The organism is Olivibacter sp. 47, from assembly GCF_030372825.1.
GTDB lineage: Bacteria > Bacteroidota > Bacteroidia > Sphingobacteriales > Sphingobacteriaceae > Olivibacter > Olivibacter oleidegradans.
Genome location: NZ_JAUCNR010000001.1, coordinates 2,520,956 through 2,536,238 on the forward strand (window position 1 = coordinate 2,520,956; position 15,283 = coordinate 2,536,238).

Annotated in this window: 13 protein-coding genes and 2 pseudogenes; 11 read left to right on the forward strand and 4 right to left on the reverse strand. The window is 40.1% G+C overall.

From position 1 onward, the window contains the following. The first annotated feature begins 85 nt into the window (after positions 1-85). The 6 genes and pseudogenes from QT327_RS10845 (at position 86) to QT327_RS10870 (ending at position 4,956) form a co-directional block, all read left to right on the forward strand. Entirely contained in the window at positions 86-1,222 is a 1,137-nt protein-coding gene (locus QT327_RS10845; RefSeq protein ID WP_130857338.1) for a sugar phosphate isomerase/epimerase family protein, read from the forward strand. Between the two features lie 57 nt (positions 1,223-1,279). Next, positions 1,280-1,657, forward strand: a complete 378-nt coding sequence (locus QT327_RS10850) for a hypothetical protein (RefSeq protein WP_130857339.1) — start codon at positions 1,280-1,282, stop codon at positions 1,655-1,657. Positions 1,658-1,736: 79 nt separating this feature from the next. Continuing rightward, entirely contained in the window at positions 1,737-2,396 is a 660-nt protein-coding gene (locus QT327_RS10855; protein WP_289552885.1) for a heme exporter protein CcmB, read from the forward strand. Positions 2,397-2,413: 17 nt separating this feature from the next. Next, positions 2,414-3,082, forward strand: a complete 669-nt coding sequence (ccsA, locus tag QT327_RS10860) for a cytochrome c biogenesis protein CcsA (protein ID WP_502910548.1) — start codon at positions 2,414-2,416, stop codon at positions 3,080-3,082. A 167-nt stretch (positions 3,083-3,249) separates the two neighbouring features. Then, positions 3,250-3,474, forward strand: a complete 225-nt coding sequence (locus QT327_RS10865) for a CcmD family protein (protein ID WP_013666248.1) — start codon at positions 3,250-3,252, stop codon at positions 3,472-3,474. Between the two features lie 49 nt (positions 3,475-3,523). Next, positions 3,524-4,956 (forward strand): annotated as a pseudogene (locus tag QT327_RS10870) (Glu/Leu/Phe/Val family dehydrogenase). A 94-nt stretch (positions 4,957-5,050) separates the two neighbouring features. Here the strand turns inward: QT327_RS10870 and lon are convergent. Next, entirely contained in the window at positions 5,051-7,507 is a 2,457-nt protein-coding gene (lon, locus tag QT327_RS10875; protein ID WP_013666250.1) for an endopeptidase La, read from the reverse strand. Positions 7,508-7,881: 374 nt separating this feature from the next. Here lon and QT327_RS10880 point away from each other — a divergent pair, with 374 nt between their 5' ends. After that, complete coding sequence (locus QT327_RS10880) at positions 7,882-8,553, forward strand: tetratricopeptide repeat protein (RefSeq protein WP_013666251.1); 672 nt, start codon at positions 7,882-7,884, stop codon at positions 8,551-8,553. Positions 8,554-8,615: 62 nt separating this feature from the next. On the opposite strand, the gene QT327_RS10885 is transcribed toward QT327_RS10880, so the two are convergent. Continuing rightward, on the reverse strand, positions 8,616-9,158 hold the full coding sequence (locus QT327_RS10885; protein ID WP_289552886.1) for a hypothetical protein: 543 nt from the start codon (positions 9,156-9,158) through the stop codon (positions 8,616-8,618). Between the two features lie 114 nt (positions 9,159-9,272). Further along, positions 9,273-10,793, reverse strand: coding sequence for a 2,3-bisphosphoglycerate-independent phosphoglycerate mutase (gene gpmI / locus QT327_RS10890; RefSeq protein WP_289552887.1), 1,521 nt, complete (start codon positions 10,791-10,793; stop codon positions 9,273-9,275). 220 nt (positions 10,794-11,013) lie between these two features. On the opposite strand from gpmI, the gene QT327_RS10895 reads away from it, so the two are divergent. From QT327_RS10895 to QT327_RS10910, 4 genes and pseudogenes are all read left to right on the forward strand, one after another. Next, positions 11,014-11,418: a DUF4783 domain-containing protein gene (locus QT327_RS10895; protein WP_289552889.1), complete on the forward strand. Its 405-nt coding sequence runs from the start codon at positions 11,014-11,016 to the stop codon at positions 11,416-11,418. 98 nt (positions 11,419-11,516) lie between these two features. After that, positions 11,517-12,377: a carboxylating nicotinate-nucleotide diphosphorylase gene (nadC, locus tag QT327_RS10900; RefSeq protein ID WP_289552891.1), complete on the forward strand. Its 861-nt coding sequence runs from the start codon at positions 11,517-11,519 to the stop codon at positions 12,375-12,377. A 51-nt stretch (positions 12,378-12,428) separates the two neighbouring features. After that, positions 12,429-13,075 (forward strand): annotated as a pseudogene (gene plsY, locus QT327_RS10905) (glycerol-3-phosphate 1-O-acyltransferase PlsY). A 52-nt stretch (positions 13,076-13,127) separates the two neighbouring features. Then, positions 13,128-13,934 carry a M48 family metallopeptidase gene (locus QT327_RS10910; RefSeq protein WP_013666257.1) on the forward strand — a complete coding sequence of 269 codons (807 nt, stop codon included), beginning with the start codon at positions 13,128-13,130 and terminating at the stop codon, positions 13,932-13,934. Between the two features lie 61 nt (positions 13,935-13,995). Here QT327_RS10910 and QT327_RS10915 read toward each other — a convergent pair whose 3' ends face one another. Then, positions 13,996-15,279 (reverse strand): anthranilate synthase component I family protein, encoded by a 1,284-nt coding sequence (locus tag QT327_RS10915; protein ID WP_289552893.1) that lies wholly within the window; start codon positions 15,277-15,279, stop codon positions 13,996-13,998. Positions 15,280-15,283: the final 4 nt, after the last annotated feature.

Here is a 15,283-nt window from a genome sequence, read left to right on the forward strand (position 1 = left end):
ACTAACAGGTTCACTTTTCACAAAATAAAATCGATCGCCAGCCGACTAGCGACAATTTGTATAAAATATTTAATAATATATCAAGATGAACAATTTAAATAACCCGATATGGTTGATGAGCTCTGCTTTTGACAAGCTCGGTATAGATGAACTCATTGAAAAAGCAGTGACCGTTGGTGCACAGGGAATCGACCTATGCGTATTCAGAAAAGATGGCACTCGAAAGGACCACACAGCCACGCACCTTGAATACGAGACCTTTGATTTAGACGCAGCAAAGAATCTCATCGATAAATTCAATGCGGCAGGTCTACAACTTTCACTGGGTGCTTTTGAAAATATGATTGGCGGCGATCCTACAGAGCGGGTAAAGAACCAGAATCACCTATTAAAGTTGATCCGGATAGCCTATTTACTAGGTGGAAATGCCAACAATGTTAAAGTGGGAACATTTGTTGGCTATAACCATGAATTAGGAGTGCAGAAAAATGGTTTCCAAAAAAATCTTGACGAATATAAACGCGTTTTTGAACCAATTGTTCGTTATGCAGAAAGCCTAGGTGTAACAATTTTATATGAAAATTGCCCGATGGAAGGATGGCGTTCGGCAGCCTATACCTCCACTTACAATAATTTACCGGGGGTATTAGCGGCTCGTAAATTAATGTATACCTTAATCCCGAGTAAAGCGCACGGCGAAATTTACGACCCTTCTCATGATATTTGGCAACATACCGACCCGGTTGATGTTATTGCAGCGAGCGATATTACGCGTATTCACAGAATACATGTAAAGACAACTAGAAACCTCTTAACGAAAGGGCGGATCGAATGGGGCGGCATGTATCCTATGCACCAGGTGGAGGCTTCTTTGGCAACCAGAGCGGGAGTATCACAGCCGGTAAGTGATTGGGATCGCCATCATTACGAAGCGATGCTTCCAGGTTTTGGCGGTACAGACCATATGGATTGGCGGGCATTTGTTGATATATTACGCGAAAAGGGCTTCGAGGGACCTTTCGAAATTGAAAATGAAGCAAAGAATTCCAAAGATACCGGTAATCTCGCTGCCACCATACAGGGATACGAAGCGGCTATCCGTTTCCTGAGTCCCATGTTATGGAACTTAGGTAATAAAGGATACCAGTTTCAAAGCGGGGAGCCTTTACATGAACCAACTGCTCAAAAGGATATACCGGTTAAAACAATAAACGATTTGTAGGCACTTCAAACTTTTTTTTTATCAAGTTGTTGTTGGGATATGACTATGAAAGAAGAAATGAAAGAAAAAAAAGGAAGCAAAACAGCTAAGTTCGTTGCTTTTGCATTAGCAGGATTAGCTGCCGGAGCGGCAGTTTACTATTTGTTTGGGACAACGGAAGGTCGTAAAACGCTAAACAAGGCCGTAGATGGCGTAAATGGATTAAGTAAAACATTGAAAGCCCAGGCTGAAGAAGGTTTGCATCGGGCTTCCCACCTGGCAAATCGCGCAAAGGAAGAATATCAACGAGTATTAACAATGGCGGACGACGCTCGACATGATGCGATGGAGAAAGCTGATAAGTATAAAGAAGAGGCGAAGAAATTAACAAAGAAGGGCTTAAAATATGCCGAGGGATTGAGTCACGAAGCTCGGTCGAAAGTGGATAAAGCATAATAGTTGTGAGTTGAGCGATGAGCTTTTTAAGATTCGCTAACAACTAATAACTGACAACTAAATAGTATCTTTGCCCGAAATGAATCTATTCAGGCAAGTAAATGTACTTCTGCAAAAGGAAATCAGATTAGAATGGCGATCTAAATACGCACTAAATGGTATCCTGCTTTATGTGGTTTCGACTGTATTTGTTTGTTATCAGGCGTTTAAATCAGTTCATCCGGTTATCTGGAATGCACTTTTTTGGATCATATTACTTTTTACAGCTATCAATGCTATAGCTAAAAGTTTTACCCAAGAAAGCAAAGGAAGACACCTCTACTATTATACTTTGGTAAGTGCTCAAGCGGTGATTTTATCAAAAATCATTTATAATATGCTATTAATGCTACTGCTAGCAGCGGTAGCATTTTTTTCTTATAGTATCATATTTAAAAATGAAATAGGAGATCCCTCCCTTTATTTCATTACGATTTTGATCGGAAGTATCAGTTTCGGTACCACGCTTACCATGGTTTCGGGTATAAGCGCAAAAGCAGGAAGTAATGGTACGTTGATGGCTATTCTTAGTTTTCCTGTTTTAATTCCCGTTATTATTGTGTTGATTAAATTGTCGAAAAATGCCATGGATGGCTTGGAAAGAAGTGTCAGCTATGATGAGATTGGGGTGCTATTGGCTATAAACTTAATCGTCATTACGGTATCTTTATTGTTATTTCCTTACATTTGGAAAGACTAAACAACGCTTGTATTCAAATATATATATTCAACATGAAGGCTTATTGGTGGAAAATTTTAGGAGCAGTACTTGTATTTTACTCGGTTGTTGCTGGTTTTTTGATTCCGGTGCCTAAGCTGCCCATTCTCCACGAAACGATCCGTAATACTTATTTTCATATTCCAATGTGGTTTGCGATGATATTACTCTATCTCATCTCGGTTATCTACAGTATTAAATACCTCTCATCCGGAAAGGTTAAGCATGACCTGTTAGCCGTTGAAAGCGTGAATGTGGGAATTGTGTTTTGCGGATTTGGCTTGATCACCGGTATGTTTTGGGCAAATGTTACTTGGGGCGAACCCTGGCCGAATGATCCAAAATTAAATGGAAGCGCAATAGCGACCTTAATGTACCTGGCCTACCTGGTGTTGAGAAATGCATTAGATGAGGAACAGAAGCGCGCAAAGATTTCGGCGATTTACAATATTTTCGCCTTTCCTGTTATGATCGTGTTGCTTTTTATCCTTCCACGTCTTACCGATTCATTACATCCGGGGAATGGGGGGAACCCCGCCTTTAGTAATTTAGATATGGATGGTACGATGCGTGCGGTTTTCTACCCCGCTGTTTTGGGCTGGATGCTTATTGGTCTATGGATTACCTCGTTAAGGTATCGTTACCGTTTAATTGAACACGAGGCGTAATACAAATGAGCTTTTCTTGATGAAACATGACAAAATTCTGATGTATTGTGCTCGACGAGAAGGTTTTTTATGTTTTATGGACGCCGGTAAAAAGCGTTTAAAAGTATACGGAATATAGGATTTTGATATTTTTATTTAAAATAAAATAATAATTTGTATTAAAAGATATGAAGAAGCTAATTCTTTTGTTTCTATTAGGGTTGACATCCTTTTTTCATAGTTTTGCACAGTCGTCAAACGACGTAGAGATGGCTGATGTTATGCGGAGCTCGGGCAAGATTTATGTAGTGGTTGCGGTGGTTTGTGTGATATTTTTCGGATTTATTATATATCTCTTCACGATTGATCGTAAAATTAGCCGATTGGAAAATAAGAAAAATAAAATAGGCTAGCACGTTTAGGTGCTTCTTAAGGGAGAAACCAATTATTAATTATTACATTATGGCTACAAGTAAGTCACAGGGAGAGTTTAGTTTCTTTAACGATGTTTGCGAATTCTTTGATCATGCCGCTCAATTTACCAACCATGATAGAGGCTTGTTGGATCAGATTAAAGCCTGTAACAGTGTTTATCGTTTCCGCTTTCCGATCCGTAGAGCGAATGGTAAATTGGAAGTTATTGATGCCTGGCGCGTAGAACATTCTCATCATAAATCTCCTACCAAAGGAGGGATTCGTTACAGTGATATGGTGAACGAAGATGAAGTGATGGCGCTCGCGGCGTTAATGACTTATAAATGCGCAATTGTTAACGTGCCTTTTGGAGGAGCGAAAGGGGGAATTTGCATCAATCCGAGAGACTATTCGGTACCCGAGTTAGAAACAATCACCAGGCGATACACGGTAGAATTAGTAAAGAAGAATTTTATCGGACCTGCTATTGATGTACCGGCACCGGATTATGGTACCGGCGAACGTGAAATGAGCTGGATTGCCGATACTTATTTAACCATGAATCCCGGGCAGCTGGACGCACTGGGAAGTGTTACCGGTAAACCTCTTTCCCTGAGCGGTATTGACGGTAGAAAAGCGGCAACCGGTAGAGGTGTTGCCATTGCGATTCGGGAATGTGTGGATGTAGCGGAGGATATGAAGGCGCTGGGTTTAACGCCGGGCATAGCCGGTAAACGAGTTATTGTGCAGGGACTTGGTAATGTAGGATATAACACAGCGAAGGTGTTGGAGGAGTACGGTGCTATTATTGTTGGAATATGTGAGTACGACGGTGCCTTGTATAATGAAGATGGATTGGACGTTGACGCCATATTAGAGCATAGAAGGAATACTGGTACAGTTTTGGGCTACAAAAAAGCGAAGAAGGAGTTTGCTAATCCAAGCGAAGGTCTTGAACAAGCTTGTGACATATTAGTGCCGGCTGCTTTAGAAAAGCAGATTACCGAAGATAACATCGGCAAAATTAAAGCAAAAATAATTGCTGAAGGGGCTAATGGCCCTACCACGCCTAAAGCGGAAGAAATATTTACAAAAAACGGTGGCATTATTATTCCCGATATGTACTGCAATGCAGGGGGAGTGACCGTTTCCTACTTTGAATGGTTGAAGAACCTTTCGCATGTTGCTTTGGACGTATGGATAAACGTTATGAAGAAACCGCTAATAGAAATATTGTAAATATGGTAGAGGCTGTTACAGGCGTTACACTAACAGCGGATCAACGAAGTGTGATTGTAAAAGGTGCATCTGAGCTGGAGTTGGTAAACTCAGGTCTTGAAGATACCATGATCCGGTCATACCATGAAATAAGAAGAATACGAAATGCGAACAATAAAATTGATACTTTACGGACAGCTGCTTTTGTAAGTTCGATTGATAAAATCGCTACCTCGTACCTTAATATGGGAATTTGGCCGTAGAAAGTAAAAATTAAAAAGTAAAAAAAGCTATCGGATATTGAATTCGATAGCTTTTTTGCTGTATAGAATTTTGACTTTTGACTTTTGACTTCTCTTATCTATTAATACTAAAATCCAAAGGTTTTTTTACTTTCTCTTTCAAGAGAGCGAGATCTACCACCTCCTTCATTTCGTTAACATAATGAAAGTTCAGATCCTTTATATAATCTTCTTTAATTTCCAGGATGTCCTTTCTGTTAGATTTGCAAAGTATAATATCTTTAATATTAGCTCTCTTAGCAGCTAAAATCTTTTCCTTGATACCTCCAACCGGTAAGACCTTTCCGCGCAAGGTAATTTCACCGGTCATCGCTAAGTTGGCGCGCACCTTGCGTTGCGTAAAGGACGAAGCCAAAGCAGTGAGCATGGTTATGCCCGCAGAAGGACCGTCTTTGGGAGTCGCTCCGGCAGGTACGTGAATATGCACGTCCCATTTATCAAATAGATCAAAGTCTATTTTAAAATCTGCCGCATGTGCTCGTAGATAAGCCATCGCTATGCCTGCTGACTCCTTCATTACGTCTCCGAGATTTCCAGTCAGTGTAAGTTTTCCCTTACCGGGGCTCAGACTTGATTCGATGAAAAGAATATCGCCGCCTACCTGAGTCCATGCTAGTCCTGTTACAACGCCTGCTACATCGTTACTTTCGTATAAATCCTTGTCATAAATAGGAGCACCTAAAATATCAACAACTTCCTGCTGACTGATGCTAGGGCCTATAGGCGTTTCCATAACAATATTGGTTGCCGCACCGCGCACCAGAGCGCCTATTTTTTTCTCAAGGCCGCGCACGCCGGACTCACGGGTATATTCATCTATTACCTTTTCTATTACACTACCTTTCAAAGAAATATCCTTTGCCGTTAGGCCATGCTGTTCACGTTGTTTAGGTAAAAGGTGTTTTTTTGCGATCTCAATCTTTTCTTCAATTGTGTAACCATTTACCTCAATGATTTCCATTCTATCTAATAAAGCTGGCTGAACAGTACTTAAAGAGTTAGCAGTAGCAATAAACATAACATTGGAAAGATCAAAGTCCATCTCTACATAATGATCGTAAAAAGCGCTGTTCTGTTCCGGATCCAAGACTTCCAATAGTGCCGAAGAGGGATCGCCTCGAAAATCATTTCCGACTTTATCGATTTCATCCAAGACGAAAACGGGATTTGAAGTGCCGGCTTTTTTAAGTGATTGGATTACTCGGCCCGGCATTGCTCCTATGTAGGTTTTTCGATGCCCTCTGATTTCTGCTTCATCACGAACACCCCCCAACGCCATTCTAACGTATTTTCGGTTTAAGGCCTTAGCAATAGATTTCCCTAATGAAGTTTTACCAACGCCGGGAGGGCCCACGAGGCACAGGATTGGCGCTTTCATGTCTCTTTTAAGCTTCAAGACGGCTAAGTACTCAATAATACGTCTTTTTACTTTTTCTAACCCGTAATGATCTTTATCTAAAATCTTCTCGGCACGTTTTAAATCGAAGTTGTCTTTACTGAACTCATTCCAAGGTAAATCGATCAGGAGCTCGAGATAGTTGAGCTGAACGGAATAATCGGCCGCTGCTGGATTGATCCTGCTTAATTTATCCAATTCTTTTTTGAAATGGGTTGCGACTTCTCTACTCCACTTTTTCTCCAGGGATTTTTTCCTTAACTCCTCGATTTCCAAATCAGGCGTTGAGCCACCCAGTTCTTCTTGAATCGTTTTTAATTGTTGATTCAAAAAATAATCACGTTGCTGTTTGTCGAGGTCAACCCGAACTTTGTTTTGGATCTGATTTTTTAGTTCTAACAATTGTAATTCGGCGGTAAGCTGTTCAAGCACTTTATTTGCCCGATCCTTAACATCCTTCATTTCCAATAGTTGCTGCTTTAATGTTAAATCAGCATTCATATTGGAAGAGATAAAATTGATTAGAAAAGAAGAGCTTTCAATATTTTTAATGGCTATTCCTGTTTCGCTTGGTATGTTCGGCGAGATGTTGATGATTTGTAAAGCTAATTCCTTAATAGAAGAAATTAGTGCATTGAATTCTTTTTCCTTCTTCGCTTTTTCCTCTATAAAACGCTCGATGGAAGCTTTGATATACGGTTCCGATTGTATTTCCTCTTTGAGTCTAAAACGTTGCTTACCTTGAATGATCACTGTCGTGTTACCATCAGGCATCTGCAGCATTTTTATGATCATAGCCACAGTTCCAACCGTGTGCAATTGATCGAATGAAGGGTCTTCAATTGACATATCCCTTTGGGCAACTACACCAATGGCGCGATCACCTTTATAGGCTTCTTTTATTAGTTTGATGGATTTGTCTCGCCCTACGGTTATCGGTATAACCACTCCCGGAAATAATACCGTGTTTCTTAAAGGTAATATGGATAGAACTTCGGGTAACTCTTCACTACTCATATCGTCCTCATCTTGCTGTGTAAATAGTGGAAAAAATTCCGTGTCCTCATTTATGATTGGTAATGCTTGGTTAAAATCAAATAGATCAAACTTGCTCATTTGTATGTTTTATATTTATGTTGTAACAGGTTTTGGGTCAAAATGACAGTCTGCCTGCTTATTTTATTCTGTAAACAACTGAATAGGTATTGTTGCAAGCGCTATGCCAATATCTATTTATGCAATCTTTTTTAGCATTTGTGTCATATTTTCAGGTTATGCCCTTTGTTATCTTTTATAAATGCAATGATACTACAATAAAATTTAAAAGCCTGTAAATGAATAATATTTAATGCGATACAATAAAATACACATTTTTTAGTTTATTTTTGTGTCGAAATGGCAATGAGATTGCTATCTTAGAGAGGGATAAACCTTTAGGCTTTATGCAAGGTGTCATAATAGCCTCCCAAGGAATAAAAGAAATTTAATTAATGAACATTAGACGCTATCAATTTATGAATTTTGGTAAATCAATGAAACAGTTGGTGTTACTGGGAGTTTTTATTTTTTCCGTAAGCGCTGTAGCCGCTCAGTCACAATCGTCATCCAGTAATCCCTACGTTCGTTTGGGAAATAAGGCGATTATGGATGGGGATTTTAAAGCGGCAGTAAATGCTTTAGAAAAAGTGAAAAATCCGGATACACTTGTTACTTACATGTTGGGATATTCGCAGATCAGATGTGCTGATTATAATAAGGCCATTACTTCTTTTACAAAACTTCTTAGCCAGAGCCCAAATAACTTTTCAGCTTATTATTGGAGAGGCAAAGCACGGAACACCTTAGCTGTTCAAAGTGAGAGTAAATTGAATGAAACTGAGCGCAGCAAAATGTTACAAGCAAGTATCGATGATTTTACCAATGCTATAAGACTTAATCCGGATGATTTGTCTTATTACCAAAGTAGAGGAATGGCCTATCGCGACTTAGGGATATTACAAGGAACTAATTCTACCGCTGTTTACGACAAAGATCAAGCTGCTGAAGCTTATCAAAAAAGTATAGACGATTTACAGCACGTGTTGAGCGCAAATGCTAAAAGAGAAGATTTAGCAAAAGAAATTAAGAAGGTGAAGATTTACAAGAGTAACCTGTCTAAATAGCTAATTAACAGGCTTTAAAAGGCCTTAGCACAACAGTGCTAAGGCCTTTTGCTTTTTGGTAATTATAAGATTCTTCCGGTAATGATATAATTGTTGCGACCTATTATTCGGATAGACTGTTCTTTCTCTATCTCATAAAGGGAATCTGGAAAATAATCAAGTCGTTCAGACGATTCATACAGCCAATTTTTTTCTCCGTTGAGGATTTGAATGTGTCTAACCGTACCTTTAGGATCCTTGTAAATGGTTATTTGCTTTGTTCGAAGCCGGGGCGCCTTCGCACGGTAACTTAACTTTCCGTCTGCCGAATCGATCCGATAACTTTGCAGCCAATCCGGCTTGTTGATATCAGATGAGGAAAAGAGCTCAAATTCTCTTTGCCAGTCGCCTAGCCTTAGCTTCTTTTGTTCGCGCTGCTCATTTTTACCTACGGTTTTAAGGATCAAAGGATTTTTTTTCTGCAAAAATTGTGCTTCTTGCTTAAAATAGGAAATCAAGTCGAAGTAGGGGGGATGAGTGACCTTCATTTCTCCATTGTCCGACGAACAAGATATGCCCATAAAGAGCGCAAGCATAGGTAGTGTGAGGGAAGGGAAATATTTCATGCGAAAGATAAACACCTGAGATTCTCCAATACAGGCGCGAAGTTAATAAAAAATTGCACAGCTGAGGTCACTGCTTTCGCTCTTTCATCGCTCGTCTGTGCAATTTTAGTTTTATTAGGAAACGAGTACTTCACCCGTCATCTTTTGAGGAACCGAAATATTTAACAGCGTCAGGATAGTCGGAGCTATATCACCCAATTTACCATCTTTTATGTGCCGGTAATCTTTGTCAATTAGAATACAAGGTACTAAGTTGGTTGTATGTGCGGTATTAGGTGAACCATCTTCATTTATCATATATTCTGAATTTCCATGGTCAGCAATGATTATAAAAGAATAACCTTCTTGTAAACCTTTTTCCACTACTTGTTTGGTGCAATTATCCACCGTTTCAACAGCTTTTACAACCGCACTAAAGACACCCGTATGGCCAACCATATCGGGGTTTGCAAAGTTTAAGCAAACGAAATCCGGATGATTGCTTTCTATTTCTTTACAAATAGCGTCCGCAATACCTTGTGCACTCATCTCCGGTTGCAAATCGTAGGTTGCTACTTTTGGAGAAGGGATCAATATTCTTGATTCACCAACAAACTCCGTTTCTCTGCCGCCTGAAAAAAAGAAAGTTACGTGCGGATACTTTTCTGTTTCGGCTATACGTACTTGCGTCTTACCATTTTTTTCCAGTACTTCTCCCAAAGTTTCGGTAATATCGTCTTTTTGAAAGATCACCTCCACATTTTTAAAGGTCTCATCATACGACGTCATTGTAATATACTTTAAATTCAAAGGCGTCATATTGTACTCAGGAAAGGCCTTTTGAGTTAGCGCTATCGTAATTTCACGCCCACGATCTGTTCGGAAATTAAAACAGATAACTACATCTCCCTCTTGAATAGTTGCTAATGGTTTGCCTGTTTCATCGACTTTGACAATTGGCTTTACAAACTCGTCAGTCACGCCGTCCGCATAAGAAGCATGAATTGCATCAATCAGATTTTTGCTTGCCGTTCCCTGTCCGTGAACCAGGAGATCATAGGCTTCTTTCACCCTTTCCCATCGGTTATCTCTATCCATTGCATAATAACGCCCGATTGCAGAGGCAAGCTTTGCCCGGCGACCTGCCAAATACTTTTCTAATTCGGCAATATAATTTACACCCGAGTGTGGATCGGTATCTCTACCGTCTAAAAAGGCGTGGATAAAGACATTTTCCGTTAAGCCTGCGTTTTCAGCTGCATCACATAAACCGCGAAGATGTTTGGTATGTGCGTGAACTCCGCCGTCAGAAACCAAGCCGATAAAATGTACCGATTTGCCTTCAGTGTTGGCGTAGGCAAATGCCTGTTGAAGAATAGTATTTTGATTTAGTTCGCCGTCTTCTACCGCTTTATGAATACGGCCAAGCTCTTGATATACAATACGGCCAGCACCTAAGTTCATATGTCCTACTTCTGAATTTCCCATCTGTCCGTTCGGTAAACCAACAGCTTCACCGGACGCCTCCAGTTTGGAGTGCGGGTATGAACTTAATAAATGATCTAAAAAGGGTGTATTGGCGGCTTTTACCGCATTGGAATCATCATTCTTGCCGTAACCAAGACCGTCAAGAATTATGAGCATTGCTTTCTTCATTTTTGCTATTCTTTTATTTTGTTTTCTCTTTTCACAAACCTAATACAAAAAATGATCCTTTGCTCAATTTTTTTTAAATATTGGTAAATAGGTGTGCCTTGACAAAAAAATAGACAAAATGGCATGCTTTTAGCTGCAATATGCAGCAGAAAGTATCGTGCTATAAAATGTACATAATTGCAAGTGTTAACATAATTGAGCTAAATTCTTATCTGTCGGGATGATGAAAAGTGCGTGTATTATATTGCTTCTTTTTTTTACCAACCTAAAGTCTCATGTTGTTTATTCCCGTATAGACGATTTGATTGATAATATTACAAATTGCTTTAGAACCGGGAACAGTAAGGAGTTATCCTTTTATTTGTCCAGTACGGTAAGTCTTTCTTTATTGGAAGAAAGTAACACCTATTCAAAAAACCAGGCTGAAATATTACTCCACAATTTTTTTGACAGACATATATTTAGAAGTGGAAAAATTCTTCATAGAATGGAAACAAATGCCAGCAACCGTTATGCTGTCGTTGAATTGATCTCCTCCACCGAGAAGTTTAGGGTTTCCCTGTCTCTCAAAAATTTCAACTCCAAATTTTTAATTACGGACATACGTATTGATGTGGTAAAATAATATCGAAACAAATTCATCATTGCATAGGACAGTCAAAGAGCGTTATAAAACTTTTTCTATTCACGAAATTTTCACTAGGTTTGGAGCCGATTTACAATATGAGCACAATAGATAAGAAACAACTTAGTGACTTTATAAAGCAGGCGCTGCAGGAGGATGTTGGCGATGGCGATCATACTTCTTTGTCTACCATTCCGTCCGGAAAGCAGGGAATTGCCAAGTTAATAATTAAGGAAGACGGGATTTTAGCAGGGGTAGAGGTAGCTGTTGCTATTTTCCGCGAAGTAGATCCCTCCTTGCAAATCACCATTCAACAGAACGATGGTGGTGAAGTTGCCGTTGGTGATATTGTCTTATTCGTAGCAGGCAGTATTCATTCCATTTTAATAGCAGAACGTTTAGTACTTAATGTGATGCAGCGGATGAGCGGTATTGCAACAACAACTCATAAGGTTGTGAAGCTGTTGGAAGGCACAGAGACAAAAGTGCTTGATACACGAAAAACGACACCGGGAATTCGCTTTTTAGAGAAAGAGGCGGTGCGTATAGGCGGAGGCGTTAATCACCGTTTTGGCCTATATGATATGATATTGATCAAAGACAATCATGTGGACTATGCAGGGGGAATTGCCGCTGCTTTATCGGCTGCACATGAATATAAACGATCTTTGAAAAAAGCAATCCAGATAGAGATTGAGGTCCGAAATTTGGAGGAACTTCAAGCTGTACTTGATTTTGGTCGTGTTGATCGGATCTTATTGGATAATTTTGATTTCAAAACGTTAAAGCGTGCGGTGAATTTAGTTGACGGAAGGTTTATAACAGAGGCATCTGGAGGCATCACCCTTGAAAATGCTAAACAATTTGCGGATTGCGGCGTTAACTATATTTCTATAGGCGCTTTAACGCATTCCGTTAAGAGCCTTGATATGAGTTTGAAAGCTCAGATTGTTAACTAAAGTTAAGATTTTTTACTAATAAGATTTTCCTTTTTAGTATCATTGTACCCGATGACATCGATTAATGCCATTATTGCACTTCTGGTTGCGTATTTTTTGGATCCATACCAACAGCCGTTTGGCTCGGACAATCTTTTTATGGCGTAGATGTAAGGGAATATGGCAGCGGAAACGCAGGAGCTACTAATACGTTCAGGGTCCTAGGTGCCAAAGCCGGCGTTGCTGTTATGATTATCGATATTCTGAAGGGGTGGACTGCAACAAATTTAGCTTACTTTATCGGTGTTTCCATTACCGGACCTACAAGTTCTGTACTCTTTATTAATTACCAACTTGCGTTAGGGGTAATCGCCGTTATGGGACACTTATTCCCTCTGTTTGCCGGATTTCGGGGCGGGAAAGGGGTTGCGACATTATTTGGAATGGTACTGGCCGTGCATTTACAAGCAGCTTTATTATGTGTAGGTGTTTTTATCTGTGTGCTGATGCTTACCCGTTACGTTTCCTTGGGATCTATTTTAGCTGGTTTTACTTTTCCTTTTAGCATCGTTTTTGTTTTTCAAACACCCTATAAGTCGTTGTTATTATATGGTATGTGTATTTGCGCGCTTATACTTGTTACACACCAAAAGAATATTGAGCGACTACTGAAAGGCAAGGAATCAAAAATCACATTGTTTAAAAAGAAGAATACGTAAAGTCGTCATATCGGCACAACAATTGCTGTGTTTTTCAAATATAATCATCATTATGAATTGGAATAAAACTAAATTATTTGGTTCATTACTTTTACTCGTTTTTTTTGCAGCATGTTCTACCGTACCCTTAACGGGAAGAAAGCAATTAAGTTTGGTAGACGATAAAACGATGCAACAACAGGCGACGCTTGCTTATCGCGAGCTTTTAAGCGACCCGAAAACCAAAGTTATAAAAGGTACAGCTAATGCACAATTGGTACAGAATGTGGGCCGTAAAATAGCACGGGCCGTAGAAACTTACTTACAACAGCAGGGATATGCTGATCAATACCAGTTTAGTTGGGAGTTTAACTTAATTGACGACAAACAAGTGAATGCTTGGTGTATGCCGGGCGGTAAAGTAGCTGTATACACAGGAATTTTACCGGTTACGGAAAACGAAGCCGGTTTAGCTACTGTCATGGGGCACGAAATTGCGCATGCAATTGCAAGGCACTCATCTGAACGGGCCTCTAATGTGATGGCTGCCCAAGGTATTGGCGTCGGGGTGGGATTAGCGACATCCAAAAAATCTCAATTAACACAAGTCCTTGTCAGCCAGTTATATGGTGTAGGTAGCCAAGTGGCATTACTAAAATACTCGAGAAATCAAGAGAGCGAAGCCGATCGAATGGGATTAACCTTTATGGCGATGGCAGGATATAATCCGAATGAAGCGACGGCGTTTTGGCAACGAATGTCTTCCCGGGCAGGCGGACAGAAACCTCCTGAATTTTTAAGTACACACCCTAGTGATCAAAGGCGTATTGCTGATATTCAAAGACTGATTCCGGAAGCGATGCGGTATTATAAAAAGTAAGGTGTCTTAGCTTGCGGGAGGGATGAAGAGACGACGGATGCGGCCATGTTTATGATTAAGGTTAAATTTGAGTACCTAACAATTCCTGGATAGCCCGCGCTTTTAGCAGGCACTCTTCGTATTCGGTCAAGGCATCTGCTCCGGCAGTTATTGCCCCGCCAACGTGGAAGGAAAGCCTTTTCTTATGAGCATTGTATAAAAGGGAACGAATTACGACGTTGAAGTCATAATCTCCATCAGGCGCAAAGTAACCAATACTGCCAGCATATAGGCCTCTTCGACTAGACTCATACCTGTCTATTAATCGCATCGCGCTCACTTTGGGAGCACCCGTCATTGAACCGGCGGGAAATGTATTCCGAATACCGGTTGTATTCTCTAATTTTTCTCTCCCCACTGCAGTGATCGTAGAAATAAGTTGATGTACCTGTTTAAAACTATAAACGCCCATCAGCTCCTTTACTTTGACAGAAGCCGGTTCAGCACTTCTCGTTAAATCATTTCGTACCAAATCTACGATCATGATATTTTCACTGATTTCTTTTCCATCAGTTTTAAGTTTGTTGATTAATGCAATGTCTTCCTCCTCCGTTTTTCCACGAGGTGCCGTTCCCTTAATAGGCTGCGAGATTAACAAGCGGTTTCTTTTCGCCAGAAACCTTTCCGGAGAAGCCGATATAATGTGATGCTCCCCCGTTTTGAAATAAGCAGAGAAAGGGGTGGGGGATAGTTCGCTCAATTGAAGAAAAGCCTCTATTGGTGTAAGGACAACATCTTCGGCAAAAAATTCCTGACAAAGATTCACCTCGTAAATATCTCCTTGATGAATATGCCGCAGTAATTTTTGGAATACATTTATGTAATTCTCCTTAGACATTTTAGCCTGTACAGTTCCTGTGAAAACAAAAGAAGGCGGAACGAATAGGGTATTTACGATCCCATTATAAATCTCGGATGGTGTTTCGCTTTGGATTATAACTGTATTGCCTTTAATATGTAGCAAATGTTTCGGTACGAAAAAATAGGCGTTAGGCGTTTCCTGTTCATTTGGGTGGGCGGTATGTAGGGCCTCTATTTCGTTTTTCAGATCATAGGCTAAAAATCCGGGAACCCATTGCGCGGGATGATCCTTGATGAATGCCTGCAAAGCTTGAAAGCTATCTGCGTGACCATCTTTGAAGTCATGTAATACATCTGCGGCGATCAGTGCGTCAAATTTACTATAGGCGTCATCATGCTCGCCCTGGCTGACCAAACAGCAGGCTGTATTAAATAAAGAAGCCCATTGAAGGGCTTTCTTTGTAAAGTTAACAATATCATCGATCTGATATTCTGTGGATGTCATCTCG

Excerpts from the sequence above, each read along its gene's own strand:
- gpmI (WP_289552887.1), bottom strand. The coding sequence starts at position 10,793 with ATGAAGAAAGCAATGCTCATAATTCTTGACGGTCTTGGTTACGGCAAG.
- lon (WP_013666250.1), bottom strand. The coding sequence starts at position 7,507 with ATGAGCAAGTTTGATCTATTTGATTTTAACCAAGCATTACCAATCATA.
- QT327_RS10910 (WP_013666257.1), top strand. The coding sequence starts at position 13,128 with ATGAATTGGAATAAAACTAAATTATTTGGTTCATTACTTTTACTCGTT.
- QT327_RS10855 (WP_289552885.1), top strand. The coding sequence starts at position 1,737 with ATGAATCTATTCAGGCAAGTAAATGTACTTCTGCAAAAGGAAATCAGA.
- QT327_RS10865 (WP_013666248.1), top strand. The coding sequence starts at position 3,250 with ATGAAGAAGCTAATTCTTTTGTTTCTATTAGGGTTGACATCCTTTTTT.
- QT327_RS10915 (WP_289552893.1), bottom strand. The coding sequence starts at position 15,279 with ATGACATCCACAGAATATCAGATCGATGATATTGTTAACTTTACAAAG.
- QT327_RS10885 (WP_289552886.1), bottom strand. The coding sequence starts at position 9,158 with ATGAAATATTTCCCTTCCCTCACACTACCTATGCTTGCGCTCTTTATG.
- QT327_RS10845 (WP_130857338.1), top strand. The coding sequence starts at position 86 with ATGAACAATTTAAATAACCCGATATGGTTGATGAGCTCTGCTTTTGAC.
- QT327_RS10850 (WP_130857339.1), top strand. The coding sequence starts at position 1,280 with ATGAAAGAAAAAAAAGGAAGCAAAACAGCTAAGTTCGTTGCTTTTGCA.
- QT327_RS10880 (WP_013666251.1), top strand. The coding sequence starts at position 7,882 with ATGAACATTAGACGCTATCAATTTATGAATTTTGGTAAATCAATGAAA.
- QT327_RS10895 (WP_289552889.1), top strand. The coding sequence starts at position 11,014 with ATGATGAAAAGTGCGTGTATTATATTGCTTCTTTTTTTTACCAACCTA.
- nadC (WP_289552891.1), top strand. The coding sequence starts at position 11,517 with ATGAGCACAATAGATAAGAAACAACTTAGTGACTTTATAAAGCAGGCG.